The sequence below is a fragment of the Streptomyces sp. NPDC050534 genome, assembly GCF_044457745.1.
Taxonomy (GTDB): domain Bacteria; phylum Actinomycetota; class Actinomycetes; order Streptomycetales; family Streptomycetaceae; genus Streptomyces.
In genome coordinates this window covers 76,356-89,875 of record NZ_JBITHF010000017.1, presented here as the reverse complement: position 1 = coordinate 89,875, position 13,520 = coordinate 76,356, and the positions used below count along the sequence as shown (strand labels likewise).

The 13,520-nt window shown below is 73.0% G+C and carries 13 protein-coding genes; 5 read left to right on the top strand and 8 right to left on the bottom strand.

What is annotated here, in order from left to right; translation table 11 throughout:
• Positions 1-24: 24 nt before the first annotated feature.
• Together ectA and ACIBN2_RS40410 are read right to left on the bottom strand one after the other, a co-directional pair.
• On the bottom strand, positions 25-540 hold the full coding sequence (gene ectA / locus ACIBN2_RS40415; protein WP_399142336.1) for a diaminobutyrate acetyltransferase: 516 nt from the start codon (positions 538-540) through the stop codon (positions 25-27).
• Between the two features lie 318 nt (positions 541-858).
• Positions 859-1,965, bottom strand: a complete 1,107-nt coding sequence (locus ACIBN2_RS40410; protein WP_399142334.1) for a pyridoxal-phosphate-dependent aminotransferase family protein — start codon at positions 1,963-1,965, stop codon at positions 859-861.
• A gap of 187 nt (positions 1,966-2,152) precedes the next feature.
• Between ACIBN2_RS40410 and ACIBN2_RS40405 the strand changes: the two genes are divergently transcribed.
• The 5 genes from ACIBN2_RS40405 to ACIBN2_RS40385 all read left to right on the top strand — a co-directional run bounded on the left by ACIBN2_RS40405 (position 2,153) and on the right by ACIBN2_RS40385 (position 6,917).
• Positions 2,153-3,001: a transporter substrate-binding domain-containing protein gene (locus tag ACIBN2_RS40405; RefSeq protein WP_393868012.1), complete on the top strand. Its 849-nt coding sequence runs from the start codon at positions 2,153-2,155 to the stop codon at positions 2,999-3,001.
• A 4-nt stretch (positions 3,002-3,005) separates the two neighbouring features.
• Positions 3,006-3,839: an amino acid ABC transporter permease gene (locus ACIBN2_RS40400; protein WP_399142331.1), complete on the top strand. Its 834-nt coding sequence runs from the start codon at positions 3,006-3,008 to the stop codon at positions 3,837-3,839.
• Positions 3,836-4,645: an amino acid ABC transporter ATP-binding protein gene (locus tag ACIBN2_RS40395; RefSeq protein ID WP_399142330.1), complete on the top strand. Its 810-nt coding sequence runs from the start codon at positions 3,836-3,838 to the stop codon at positions 4,643-4,645. Before ACIBN2_RS40400 ends, ACIBN2_RS40395 begins: the two co-directional genes overlap by 4 nt.
• Positions 4,646-4,687: 42 nt before the next feature.
• The gene (locus ACIBN2_RS40390; RefSeq protein ID WP_399142329.1) at positions 4,688-5,779 is read left to right on the top strand and encodes an amidohydrolase family protein; all 1,092 of its coding nucleotides are present in this window, start codon (positions 4,688-4,690) and stop codon (positions 5,777-5,779) included.
• A gap of 232 nt (positions 5,780-6,011) precedes the next feature.
• Complete coding sequence (locus ACIBN2_RS40385) at positions 6,012-6,917, top strand: SCO1860 family LAETG-anchored protein (protein WP_399142327.1); 906 nt, start codon at positions 6,012-6,014, stop codon at positions 6,915-6,917.
• A gap of 196 nt (positions 6,918-7,113) precedes the next feature.
• Here ACIBN2_RS40385 and cobC read toward each other — a convergent pair whose 3' ends face one another.
• From cobC to cobM, 6 genes are read right to left on the bottom strand one after another with little or no spacing between them, the layout of a single operon-like run.
• Positions 7,114-8,181 carry an Rv2231c family pyridoxal phosphate-dependent protein CobC gene (cobC, locus tag ACIBN2_RS40380; protein WP_399142326.1) on the bottom strand — a complete coding sequence of 356 codons (1,068 nt, stop codon included), beginning with the start codon at positions 8,179-8,181 and terminating at the stop codon, positions 7,114-7,116.
• Positions 8,171-9,088, bottom strand: coding sequence for a sirohydrochlorin chelatase (locus tag ACIBN2_RS40375; protein WP_399142324.1), 918 nt, complete (start codon positions 9,086-9,088; stop codon positions 8,171-8,173). The genes cobC and ACIBN2_RS40375 overlap by 11 nt, the downstream gene beginning before the upstream one ends.
• On the bottom strand, positions 9,085-9,675 hold the full coding sequence (locus tag ACIBN2_RS40370) for a precorrin-8X methylmutase (protein ID WP_399142322.1): 591 nt from the start codon (positions 9,673-9,675) through the stop codon (positions 9,085-9,087). The genes ACIBN2_RS40375 and ACIBN2_RS40370 overlap by 4 nt, the downstream gene beginning before the upstream one ends.
• On the bottom strand, positions 9,672-11,399 hold the full coding sequence (gene cobJ, locus ACIBN2_RS40365; protein ID WP_399142321.1) for a precorrin-3B C(17)-methyltransferase: 1,728 nt from the start codon (positions 11,397-11,399) through the stop codon (positions 9,672-9,674). Before cobJ ends, ACIBN2_RS40370 begins: the two co-directional genes overlap by 4 nt.
• On the bottom strand, positions 11,396-12,640 hold the full coding sequence (gene cbiE, locus ACIBN2_RS40360) for a precorrin-6y C5,15-methyltransferase (decarboxylating) subunit CbiE (RefSeq protein WP_399142320.1): 1,245 nt from the start codon (positions 12,638-12,640) through the stop codon (positions 11,396-11,398). Before cbiE ends, cobJ begins: the two co-directional genes overlap by 4 nt.
• Positions 12,637-13,455 carry a precorrin-4 C(11)-methyltransferase gene (gene cobM, locus ACIBN2_RS40355; RefSeq protein ID WP_399142318.1) on the bottom strand — a complete coding sequence of 273 codons (819 nt, stop codon included), beginning with the start codon at positions 13,453-13,455 and terminating at the stop codon, positions 12,637-12,639. Before cobM ends, cbiE begins: the two co-directional genes overlap by 4 nt.
• Positions 13,456-13,520: the final 65 nt, after the last annotated feature.

Below are 13,520 nucleotides of genomic sequence, written 5' to 3'. Positions count from 1 at the left end.
GCTTCGGTGACTGCGGAGGGGAGTTCAGAGGGAGAGGGGACCGATGCGGTACAGCACCTCGGGGTCGTGCGGCCCGTCGGGGAACAGGCTCGTGTCGAAGAGCACCTCGCGCTCCACCGCGGCGCCGTGCCGCTCGGCGAACGAGGTGAACAGGCGCTCGGAGGCGGTGTTGCCGGGCGTGATGGTGGTCTCCACGGCGGTTATCCGGTGCTCGCCGGAGCTGCGCGCCACCAGCCCGTCGAGGAGCGTGGCCGCGAGCCCGCGTCCCCGGTACGCCTCGTCCACCGCCACCTGCCAGACGAGCAGGGTGCGCGGGCGGTCCGGCCTTACGTAACCGGTCACGAAGCCGACCGCCTCCCCGCGCCCGTCGCGAGCCACGGCGCTGGTGTCGGCGAAGTCGCGGCACCACAGCAGGTAGCTGTACGACGAGTTCAGGTCGAGTGTCTTCGAGTCCCGGGCGATCCGCCACAGCGCGGCGCCGTCCGTCACCGACGGACGGTCTATTTGCAGTTCTGCTCGGTCTGCGTGTGCGGCAGTCATGCGAATTGAACTTACCGATGGAAAATCCAAAATGCATGGCGGAATGGGGTTACGCATGGGCATGCGATGTGTTATCGCGCGGGCGCGAGGTTCGCCATGACCGGCAGGCGTTTGCGCCCATTTTGTGCGGTAAATAAGGGTCAAAGCGGGCACAGTGTGTAACGCGTCACAGAGGTCTAATCCTCACGAGATCTGCCCGAAATACACCCGTCTACGTTCGCGAAATCTTTGCGTTTAGGACGAGGAAAAGCGGGCAGAAGAATACGGGAAGCTACCCCCGATAAACCCTCTGAAATAATAGCACTAATAGCGCCGAATTCAGGGCTGCCGCCAGGCGCCCTCGACCGCGCGCCGCGCCTTTTCCAGGTCCACCGGCAGCCCCTTCTCGGTCAGTGCGGCGCCCAGCGCTGCCAGGGACGCCTGGACCGCGCCCACGGTGGCGCCGGGGCCGTAGTGGTTGACGCGGATCATCTCCGCGGCCAGGGCGCCACCGCCCGCGGCCAGCGGGAGCGCGGGATCGGACTCCAGCGCCCGTGCGACCAGCTCCGAGGCGGCGATCCCGGCGGGCGTCCGCAGCGTCGTGGCGACGGGGGCCGCCTCCCCGGCCCGGTGGACGTACGGCTCCAGCCCGGCGCCGAGAGCCGGCGCGCCCGCCCGCGTCGCCGCGGCGGCGGACGCGTGCCGGGCCGTCACCGTCTCGATCCCCGCCGCCTCGATCCGCTCGACGCACGCCTCGAGCGCCAGCATCTCCAGCTGCGCAGGAGCGTGCGGCAGCGCCGTGCGGCCGCCGTCGATCCAGCGCTCCTTCCAGTCCAGCAGGGAGAGGTAGGAGCGGCGCGGCGCGCCGGGGTTCGCGGCCATCCGCGCCCACGCCCGCTCGCTCACCGACACCGCGGACACGCCCGCGGGCCCGCCCATCGCCTTCTGCGCCCCGATGACGCACAGGTCCACGCCCCACGCGTCCGGCAGCACCGGCTCCGCGCCGACCGACGCCACCGCGTCGAGGTAGAACAGGGCCCCCTGCTCCCGTACGGCCTCCCCGATCTCCGCGACCGGATTGGTGTTGCCGGTCGCGGCCTCCGCGTGCACCAGCGACACGAAGTCGATGCCGGGGTGCTCGGCGAAGGACTGCCGGATCCGGTCGGCGCTCACCGCCGTGTGGAAGGGCACCGCCAGGTCGATCACGGTCGCCCCGCAGTCGCGCAGCCAGTTGCCGAAGGTCTGCCCGTACGGACCCGTGACGACGTTCAGCGCGGTCGTCCCCGGCCCGGCGGTGCCGCGGATCGCCCCCTCCAGCGGCAGCAGCGCCTCACCCTGCATGATCACGACGTCCTGCTCGGTGCCGAGCAGTTTCGCCACGCGGTCCTCGATCGAGGCGAAGTGCGCGGCACTCATCGGGGGCAGGTCGAGGAAGGGGTGGGTCACGGCGTGCTCTCTCCGCTCACGAGTGGTCGACTTCCGTCGAGGGTATCCGGCATGTATCGGCCACTTTGACCCCTCCTTCCACTGGAGACTTCTTAGGCCGGACAGCCGCTGGACCATGGGTTTGGTTTGAGAGGCTCAAACTTCTCCTTATAATCGGAACCCTCAGTTCCCTCACAGGAGGCCCCCCGTGCAGATCTTCTCCGGGCGCCGGACCCGCGTTCTGGCCGCCACCACCGCGACGGCCGGGCTGGTGCTCGTAGCCGCATGCACGTCGAGCGGCAACGGCGGCAGCGGGAGCAAGACGGCCGCCGGCGGGGTCGAACTCGTCAAGGCCGGACAGCTCACGACGTGCACGCACCTGCCGTACCCGCCCTTTCAGTCGGAGATCAACGGCAAGGTGCAGGGCTTCGACGTGTCGATGATCGACCTCGTCGCCAAGAACCTCGGCGTGAAGCAGCAGATCCTCGACACGCCCTTCGAGAACTTCAAGACCGGTGCCTTCCTCAACTCCGGGGAGTGCGACCTGGCCGCGGCCGGCATGACGATCACCGCCGAGCGCAAGAAGAACGTCGACTTCTCCGACCCGTACTTCGACGCCACCCAGGCCCTGATGGTCGCCAAGGACAGCGGCATCACCTCGCTCGCCGACGCGAAGGCCAAGAAGGTCAAGCTCGGCGCCCAGGCGCAGACCACCGGCGAGGACTACGCGAAGAAGCAGGGCTTCGACCCGGTCTCCTTCGAGTCCTCCGACGCGGTCCTCAACGGCCTGCGTACCGGCCAGGTCAAGGCCGTCGTCATCGACTACCCGGTGGTCCAGGGCTGGCTGAAGGACAAGGCCAACGCGGCCTACAAGGTCGCCGACAACATCAACACCGGCGAGCAGTACGGCTTCACGGTGAAGAAGGGCAACACCAAGCTCCTCGCCGCGGTCAACAAGGCGATCAAGGACGCCAAGGCCGACGGCACCTACAAGAAGCTGTACGAGAAGTGGATCGGCCCGTACGACACCTCCGCCGCCTCTCCGTCCGCGTCCTGACCCCATGACCGACACGGACGTACGACTCCAGCCGAGGAAAAAGGGCCTGACACGGCGGCAGAAGCGCAGCCTGTCGCGCGGCGTGCAGTACGTCGTCTTCGTCGCGGCCGTGATCGCCTTCGCGGTCTCGGCCGACTGGGGACGGCTCAAGAACCAGTTCGCGCAGGGCAGCATCGCCAAGCAGATGTTCCCCGACGTCATCACGCTGGCGCTGAAGAACACCGTGCTGTACACGCTGTCCGGCTTCGTCGTCGGACTGGCGCTCGGCATGCTGATCGCGCTGATGCGACTGTCGTCGGTGGGCCCCTACCGCTGGCTGGCCGGCATCTACATCGAGATCTTCCGCGGCCTGCCCGCCCTGCTGATCTTCATCTTCATCGGGGTCGCGGTGCCGCTGGCCTTCCCCGGCACGGAGATCGTCGGCGGCACGTACGGCAAGGTCGCCCTCGCGCTCGGCCTGGTCGCCGCCGCGTACATGGCCGAGACGATCCGCGCGGGCATCCAGGCGGTGCCCAAGGGGCAGCTGGAGGCGGCCCGCTCCCTGGGCTTCTCGCCCGCCCGCGCCATGATCTCGATCGTCATCCCGCAGGCCTTCCGCATCATCCTGCCGCCGCTGACCAACGAACTCGTCCTGCTCTTCAAGGACTCCTCGCTGGTGCTGTTCCTCGGCGTCACCCTGGAGGAGCGCGAACTGTCCAAGTACGGCCGGGACCTGGCCAGCACGACCGCCAACTCCACGCCGATCCTGGTCGCCGGCCTGTGCTACCTGCTGGTGACCATCCCGCTCGGCTTCGTCGTACGCCGCATGGAGGCGAAGGCCCAGGAGGCCGTGAAATGAGCGAGAAGCCGCTCGGTGCGGGCCCGGAGATCGAAGTGCGCGGCCTGCACAAGTCGTTCGGCGACAACGAGGTGCTGCGCGGCATCGACCTGGAGATCGGCCGGGGCGAGGTGGTGTGCGTCATCGGCCCGTCCGGCTCCGGCAAGTCGACGCTGCTGCGCTGCGTGAACCTCCTGGAGGAGCCGACCAAGGGCCAGGTCTTCGTCGGCGGCACCGAACTCACCGACCCGGACGTCGACATCGACGCCGTACGCCGCCGTATCGGCATGGTCTTCCAGCAGTTCAACCTCTTCCCGCACCTGACGGTGACCGAGAACCTCACGCTGCCGCAGCGCCGGGTGCTCAGGCGGGACAAGGCGAAGGCCGCGCGGGTGGCCGCCGAGAACCTGGAGCGCGTCGGCCTGTCGGAGAAGGCGGACGCCTATCCCGCCTCCCTCTCCGGCGGCCAGCAGCAGCGCGTGGCGATCGCGCGCTCGCTGTCGATGGGGCCCGAGGTGATGCTGTTCGACGAGCCGACGTCGGCGCTCGACCCGGAGCTGGTCGGGGACGTGCTCGCGGTCATGCGCATGCTCGCGCGCGAGGGCATGACGATGATGGTCGTCACCCATGAGATGACCTTCGCGCGCGAGGTCGCCGACCGGGTCGTCTTCATGGACGGCGGCGTGATCGTGGAGGACGGCGCCCCCGCCCAGGTCATCGGCGACCCCCGCCACGAACGCACCCGCCACTTCCTCGCCCGGCTCCTCGACCCGGCGATGGCGGAGGTCGAGGAGGGCACGCCGGACCAGGTGGGCAAGGACGGCTAGGGCCTTTCGCGACGGGCCCCGGCCGGTCATTAGGGTGCAGTCATGAGCGATCGCGCGGTGCTGCACGTGAAGGGCCGGATCCTGGCCGGGCCCGACGACGTCCGGGACGAGCTGTGGGTGGTCGGCGGGCGGATCTCCTTCGACCGCCCCGCGGGCGCCCGCGATGTCCGTACCGTCGAGGGCTGGGCGCTGCCCGGCCTCGTCGACGCGCACTGCCACGTCGGTCTCGGCCCGCACGGCCCGGTCGAGCAGGACGTGGCCGAGAAGCAGGCGCTGACCGACCGGGACGCCGGCACGCTGCTCATCCGGGACGCCGGCTCCCCCTCGGACACCCGCTGGGTGGACGACCGCGAGGACCTGCCGAAGATCATCCGGGCAGGCCGGCACATCGCGCGCACCCGCCGCTACATCCGGGGCTACGCCTGGGAGATCGAGCCGGAGGACCTGGTCGCGTACGTCGCCCAGGAGGCCCGCCGCGGCGACGGCTGGGTGAAACTGGTCGGCGACTGGATCGACCGCGAGGTCGGCGACCTGTCCCCCAGCTGGCCCCGGGACGCGGTCGAGGCGGCCATCGCCGAGGCCCACCGCCTGAACGCCCGCGTCACCGCGCACTGCTTCGCCGAGAACTCCCTGAAGGACCTGGTCGAGGCGGGCATCGACTGCATCGAGCACGCCACCGGCCTCACCGACGAGCTGATCCCGCTCTTCGCCGAGCGCGGCGTCGCGATCGTCCCGACCCTCGTCAACATCGCCACCTTCCCGCGGCTCGCGGACGGCGGCGAGGCCAGGTTCCCCGAGTGGTCGGCCCATATGCGCAGGCTCCACGAGCGCCGCTACGACACCGTGCGCAACGCCTACGACGCCGGGATCCCGGTGTACGTCGGCACCGACGCCGGCGGTCACCTCGCCCACGGGCTGGTCGCGGGCGAGGTGGCGGAGCTGGTCACCGCGGGCATCCCGCCCGTCGAGGCGCTGTCGGCGACGACCTGGGGCGCGCGGCGGTGGCTCGGCAGGCCGGGACTGGACGAGGGGGCGCCGGCCGACCTCGTCGTCTACGAGGACGATCCGCGGGCCGACGTACGGGTACTCGCCGCCCCCAGGCGGGTAGTGGTGAACGGGCGGCCCTTCGCATAGCCGGTACGGCAGGTTGACGCGGCACGCGCCGCCTGTGCGCCGGTGCGGCAGCCGCCGTACGCCCGCAGGAGGCGATGCGGCGGTGAAAGAGTGGAACGCTTGTGCCGCGCGATTCGAAAATGTTCACGGGGAACGCACGATGGGGTGAAGTGGCGCCGGAACGCCGCCGGTTCACCCCTGGTGCGTAATTCTTGGCGGGTCCCGAGCAAGTCTCCTCTGAGGGGTCCCCACCTTGAACGGCAAGAACTTCCGCCTGCCCGCACGCCGTCTCGCGACCGTCGCGACGGCCACGGCCCTCGCCGCCGGTCCCGCGGTCCTGGCCGGCGCGGGCTCCGCGCACGCGACCGGCGACCAGGGCCACGCGAGCGCCGTGGTCCTGCGCACCGGGCTCGACGTGTCACTGCTCAACAAGACCGTGAACGTCCCGCTCGCCGTCTCGCTCAACCAGGTCGAGGCACCGCGAAGCGCCGAGAAGACCGCGCTGTCCGCCACGCTGAACGGCGTCGACGGCGGCAAGCCGTTCAACGTGCTGGCCGCGCAGGCCGCTTCGGCGAGGGCGACCGTCACCTCCGGTCGGGCCGAGGGCTACACCAACCTCGCGCACGCCAGCGTCCATGTCCCCGGTCTGCCGCTGCTGTCCCTCATCGAGATCGAGAAGGTCACCTCCGAGGCGACCTGCGCGGCGGGGAAGACGCCCGTCGCCACCTCGAACCTGCTCGGCTCGGTGAGCGTCCTGGGCAAGAAGGTGACCCTGACGACCGGCGGCACGACCGACGTCAAGGTGCCCGGCGTCGGCGAGGTCCGGCTCGACCTGTCGAAGCGGGAGACAACATCCCGTACGGCGGCGGCCACCGCGCTCGAACTCAAGGTCTCCGTCAACCCGTTGAAGCTCAACGTGGCCGAGGTCGAGGGCACCCTGACGCTGGCGAAGGCGACCTGCGAGGCACCGGCGGCGGCCGCGCCGCAGTCGCCCGCGCCGTCCGCCCCCGCCGGTGACACCAAGCCGCAGGGCGGCGAGGGGTCGGGCCTCGCCGAGACCGGCGGCAACTCCATGACGCCCTACATCGCGGGCGGGGCGCTCGCGCTGGTCGTGGCCGGCGGCGGGGCGGTGGCGCTGGCACGCCGCGGCCGCGGCTGATCCGGCGCGCCGAACTCCCGGTACGGGGCGCTGCGGTTCAGGGGCGCGAGACCAGGGCAGTGCCCGGTCCCGCACCGCGAGCCGCAGCCCTGCTCACCGGGCGCCGGGGAGGTGGCGAAGAGTCGGGCCTTCGCCGAGTCCGGCGGTCGCGGCCGAGCCGGCAGACCACCGAAACACCCGGGTACGGGACGCGAGTTCAGTGGTGCGAGGCCAGAGTCAGGGCCCGGTCCAGCGCCTGCAGGAAGGAGTTGACCGTCGCCCGGTCCCGCACTGCCAGCCGCAGCCACTCCTCGCTGAGCCCGGGGAAGGTGTCCCCGCGCCGCACCGCGAAGCCCAGGTCGCGCAGATGCCGCCGCACCGCGGTCGCCCGGGGCAGCCGTACCAGGACGAAGGGGCCCTCGGCCGGCTCCACCAGCCGCAGCCCGTCCGAGGCGAACTCGCTGAGGCCGGCGACGAGATGGGCGCGGTCCGCGGCGATGCGGTGGGCCGCGTGCCCCGCCTCGGCGAGGGCCTGCGGCCCCATGCAGACCTCGGCGGCGGCCAGCGCGGGCGTGGACACCGGCCACAGGGGCTGGGCACGCTCCAGGGCGGCGACCGTCTCCGGGGCGGCGAGGACGTAGCCGATCCGGAGTCCGGCCAGCCCCCAGGTCTTGGTGAGACTGCGCAGGACCACCAGGCCCGGCACGTCCGTCCGTCCGGCGAGCGCCTCCCGCTCGCCGGGCACCGCGTCCATGAACGCCTCGTCGACGACCAGCGTCCGCCCGGGGCGTGCGAGTTCGGCGACGATGCCGGCGGGATGGAGGACGGAGGTGGGGTTCGTCGGGTTGCCGATCACCACCAGGTCCGCGTCCTCGGGCACCGCCGCCGGGTCCAGGCGGAAGCCGTGCTCCTCGCGCAGCAGCACCCGCTCCACCGAGTGACCGGCGTCCCGCAGCGCCGCCTCCGGCTCCGTGAACTGGGGGTGGACCACCACCGGTCTGCGGACCTTCAGCGCCCGGGCCAGGAGCACGAAGGCCTCGGCCGCGCCCGCGGTCAGCAGCACCCGCTCCACGGGCAGCCCGTGCCGCGCCGCCACGGCCGACCGTGCGGCCCGCCCGTCCGGGTAGGCCGCGAGCGAGCCGAGCGCACCGGCGACGTGTTCGCGCAGCCACACCGGGGGAGTGCCGGTGCGGACGTTGACGGCCAGGTCGACGAGTGCCGAACCGCCGTCCCGCACCTCGGCGTCCCCGTGATGGCGCAGATCGTGCTCGCGGTCAGTGTGCATGGGCGTGTCCGCCGTGGTGGTGCCCGTGGTGGTGGTGACCGTCGTCGTCCGGGTGGAAGTGCGGCTGCTGCGGCATCCCGACCTTGTCCTCGAAGCCCGGCAGCGCGATGCGGTACACGCACGAGTCGCAGTTCATCCGCAGATCGCCCCGCACGGCCTCCTCGTAGCGCTCCATCACCAGATCGAGCAGCTCCGGCTCCGGGCCGATGACGTCCGCCGAGCGCACCTCGGTCCGAGGGTGCGCGGCCGCCCAGTCCTCGGTCTGCCGGCGCACCCGGTCCGGCAGGATGCCGGTGAACAGGAAGTACGGCAGGACGACGATCCGCCGTGCGCCGAGCCTGGCGCACCGGTCCAGGCCGCTCGGCACGTCCGGCGCCGCGAGCGACACGAACGCCGTCTCCACGCCCGCGTAGCCGCGGCCCTCCCACAACAGCCGCGCCGCCTTGTGCACCTCGGCGTTGGCGTCGGGGTCGGTGGAGCCCCGGCCGACCAGCAGCACGGTCACCTCGGCCCGGTCCTCGCGCGCGCCGCCGCCGAGGGCCTCGTCGAGGCGGCGCTCCAGGACCGACAGGATCTTGGGGTGCGGGCCCAGCGGGCGCCCGTAGGTGTACGAGACCCCCGGGTGCCGTTCCTTCTCCCGGGACAGCGCCGCCGGGATGTCGCCCTTGGCGTGCCCGGCGGACACCAGCATCAGCGGCACGGCGGCGAACCGCCGCACCCCCCGCTCCACCAGTTCGGCGACCGCCTCGCCCAGTGGCGGCGGGGACAGCTCGATGAAGCCGCCCGCGACGGGCAGTTGCGGGTGGCGCTCTCCCAACTGCCGTACGAAGGACCGGAACGCCTCGGCTCCGGCGTCGTCCCGGGTGCCGTGGCCGGCGATGAGCAGGGCGGGCGGAGGGGTGGTCACGATTGCTCCTCGGAGTGTGAAACGGGGTGGTACAGCAGGGCGTTGAGCGCGGCGGCGGCCACCGCCGACCCACCCTTCTCGGACACGTTGCTCACGGCGGGCAGCCCGCTCGCGCGCAAGGCGGCCTTGGACTCGACCGCACCGACGAAGCCGACGGGCAGGCCGATGACGAGCGCCGGAGCGGCGTCCAGGGTGAGCAGCTCCTCCAGAGCGGTCGGCGCGTTGCCGATCACCCAGAGGGCGCCCGGGCCGACCTGCTCGTGGGCCAGCCGTATCGCGTGGGCCGAGCGGGTCAGACCCGGCCCGGCCACGGCGTCCCCCAGGCGGCAGACGGTCTCGCGCCGGGTGATGCCCGCGCCGACCATCGCCACGTCGACGACCACGGGCGCACCGCCGTGCAGCGCGGCGTGCGCCCTCGCCAACTCGCCCTCGTCCAGAACGAGATCGCTCGCGTACTCGAGGTCGGCGGCGGAGTGGATCACCCGCTCGACCACCGCTCGCGTCAGCGGCGGGAAGTGCGAGGTGTCCAGGCGGGCGCGCAGCCGCCGGTACGACTCCTCCTCGATGGGATGGACGACGCGGTTCACCGGGCGCCCTCCTCGGCGCCCGTGGCGGAGCCACCGGTGGACGGAGCCTGCCAGCGGTAGCCGCGCGGCGTCACCATGCGCCCCGCGATCTCACGCGTCGCCGTGTTGCCGACCGTCACGACCGTCATCATGTCGACCGTCGCCGGGTCCAGGGAGGCCAGCGTCGTCAGGCGGCTGGATTCGTCCGGTCGCGAGGCGTTGCGTACGACACCGACCGGAGTGGCCGGCTCCCGGTGCCCGGCGAGGATCGCGAGCGCCTTCGGCAGCTGCCAGTCGCGGCCCCGGGAACGGGGGTTGTAGAACGTGACCACGATGTCCGCCTCGGCCGCGGCACGCACCCGCCGCTCGATGACCTCCCAGGGGGTGTGCAGGTCGGAGAGGCTGATGGACACGTGGTCGTGCCCGAGCGGCGCGCCCAGGATCGCCCCGGCCGCGAGCGCGGCGGTGACGCCGGGCACGCCGATCACGTCGATGTCGTCGGAGGCCTCGGCGAGTGCGGGCGAGGCCATGGCGTACACGCCGGCGTCCCCGCTGCCGATCAGCGCGACGGCCTGGCCGCGGCGGGCCTCGGCCACCGCGGTCCGCGCCCGCTCCTCCTCGGCGCCGAGCCCCGACTCCAGGACTCGGGTGCCGGGCCGCAGCAGATCGCGGATCTGGTCGACGTACTGGTCGAGCCCCACGAGCACGGAGGCGCGCCGCAGTTCGGCCGTGGCGCGCGGGGTGAGCAGGTCGCGGGCGCCGGGTCCGAGCCCGACCACCGCGAGCCGCCCGCGCACCGGACGCCGTACGACGGCACAGGTCGCCATCGCGGCATGCCCGTCCGCGCGCGCCGACTTCCGCTTGGGGACGAGGAGTTCACCGCCGCGGGCGAGCGCGGCGGCCTCGGCGACCGACGGGGTGCCCACGGCGCCGAGCGGGGCGTCCGAGGGATTGGGGACCTGGACCTTCGCCAACTCCTCGGCCGGGTACGTCAGGACGGGCACCCCGAGCCGCGCGGCCGCCGCCACGATGCCGGGCTCGTCGCGCTTGGCGTCCACGGTGGCGAGGGCGGCGACGCTTCGGGGGGACAGTCCCGCGTCCCGCAGCGCCCCCTCGACCAGGTCGAGCACCTCGTCCGCCGGGGCGCCCCTGGACGCGCCGACACCGACGACGAGGGACGGCGGACGGAGCAGCACCTCACCGCCTGCCGGCGGGTCCGCCCGGTCCGTCAGCCGGACGGTGTGCGCGCCCTGCCCGGCGAACGGCAGCGGCGGCAGCGGCCACGGCACCTCGGCGTCCAGCGCGACCGGCTCCCCGTCCAGCAGGGCCCGCGTCACTCCGGCGACGTCGCCCTCCACGGGCAGCCCCAGCGTGTCCAGGCCGGGGACGCCGACGGCGTCGGTCGCCGTGGTCACCACGGGCTCGGCACCCAGCAACTCGCCCACCTGCCGGGCGAGTTCGTTGGCCCCGCCCCCGTGCCCGCCGACCAGCGACACGGCGAACCGCCCGCCCTCGTCGACGCACACCACACCGGGGTCCGACGCCTTGTCGCCCAGCAGCGGCGCCACGAGCCGTACGACGGCACCCGTCGCGAGGAAGCACACGAGCCGGTCGCACTCCGCGAACGCGGCGCGTACGGCCTCCCCCACGGGACCCTCGTACACGCGCGTGCGGTCCGGCCAGGCCGCGGCCAGCCGGTCGCGCGCCGCCGCCCCCGCCGCGGTGGCGGAAATGAGGCCGATCACAGGGCAACTCCTTCGTCAGCAACGGCGTGCGGCCGCACGCCCCACAGCAGGAAAACGGGATTGGCCGCCGCCAGCCGGGTCACGTCCCCGGGCAGCGGTGCGAGACGGGACGACTGGAGCAGCACCCCGTCGCAGCCCAACCCGGCGCCGGTGAGCGCGGCGCGCACCGCGGGCACCCGGTCCAGCGCGGCCAAGGCGACCACGACCGTCCGCCGGGCCCGCCGGGCGCACTCGGCGACGATGCCGGGCAGCTCGTGCCCACCGCCCCCGACGAACACCGCGTCGGGAGCGTCGAGTTCGCCGAGCACGGCCGGTGCCTCACCGCGCACCACATGTACGTCGACGCCGTGCGCACCGGCGTTGGCGCGGATCCGCTCCACCCCGTCCGCGGCCTTCTCGACCGCGCTGACGGCGGCGCCGAGCCGCGCGCACTCCACGGCCACGGAACCGGAACCGGAGCCGACGTCCCAGACCAGGTCGCCGGGGCGCGGTCCGAGCCGGGCCAGCGCCAGGGCCCGCACCTCGAACTTGGTGATCATCGAGTCGCGGTGGGCGAAGTCGCCCTCGTCCAGCGCCCACCCGGCGGGCCGTACGGCGGCCGCGCCCGCGAGCGTGCGCACGGGACCGAGCGCCCGCGCCTCGTCCAGGCACAGGACGACGCTCACCGCCGTGCCCCAGTCGCGGCCCGCGGCCTCGGCGGGGGAGACCCGCTCCAGGCGCTCCTCGGCGGAGCCCAGCGCGGAGGCGACGACGAGGACCCGGCCGGGCGCGGTGCGGGCGAGCGCGGCGCCCAGCTCGGCCGGACCCGCACCGGGCCCGGTCAGCACGGCGACCTTCGGGTACGCGCGGCACACGTGGACAGCCGTCCGCCGATCGCGCCCGTGCGCGCTGACGACGACCGCGTCGTCCCAGGTCAGCCCGAGCCGCGCGAAGGCGGCGGCGACGGAGGAGACACCCGGCCGGACGTCGAGACACCGTGCGCCGAACCGCTCGGCCAGCGCCCGCACGATCCCGAAGAACCCCGGGTCCCCGGAGGCCAGCACGACCACGCGCCGGTCCTTGGCGACGTACTCCTCGATGGTGTCCAGGGCGGGCGCCAGCGGCCCGAGCACGAGTCGCTCGGCCGCCGCGGGCAGCCGTACGGCGTCCAGATGCCGGCGCCCGCCCACGACGAGCTCGGCCTCCGCCACCGCGTCGGGGGGAGCCGGCGCGCCCGTCCCGGTGCCGACGACCGTGATCACGTACTCGCCCCGCGCTCGCGCAGGGCCCGGCGGGCCTCGGGGTCGGCCTTGCGGTAACCGTGGAAGTGGCCGGGGTGGTACAGGTGCGAGCGGGTGCCCTCGGCGTCCAGCGCCGGTCCGACCAGGAAGAGCGTGTGCTTCCAGAGCTTGTGCTCCTTGACCGTCTCCTCCAGCGTCCCGATGGTGCACTTCACGACCAGTTCCTCCGGCCAGGTCGCCTGGTAGGCGACGACGACCGGCGTGGACGTCGGGTAGCCGCCCTCCAGCAGCTCCCGCACCAACTGCCCGCTGCGGGCGGCCGACAGGAAGATCGCCATGGTGGTGCCGTGCTTGGCGAACTCCCGCACCTCCTCCCCGGGCGGCATCGGCGTCTTGCCGCCGCCGAGCCGGGTGAGGACGACCGACTGCGCGACCTCCGGGATGGTCAGCTCGCGCCGCGCGAGCGCCGCGACGGCGGAGAAGGCGGAGACGCCGGGCACGACCTCGGTCTCCACGCCGATCCGCGCGCACCGGTCGAGCTGCTCCTGCGTGCCGCCCCACAGGGCGGGGTCGCCGGAGTGGACCCGGGCCACCCGCAGACCCTCGGCCCGGGCCCGCTCGTAGACGGCGACGACGTCCTCCAGCGACATCGTCGCCGAGTCGAGGATCTCCGCGTCCTCGCGCGCGTGCTCGAGGACCTCCGCCTGCACCAGGCTGGCGGCCCAGATCACCACGTCGGCCTCGGCGATGGCGCGCGCGGCACGGAACGTCAGCAGGTCGGCGGCGCCGGGGCCGGCACCGACGAAGGTCACCTTGCCGGTGGGGGCATCGGCCATGAAAATCGGTCCTCTCTGGACAAAAGGTCTTACAAGGTGTGCCGGTGGGGCCGCACGATGTGCGC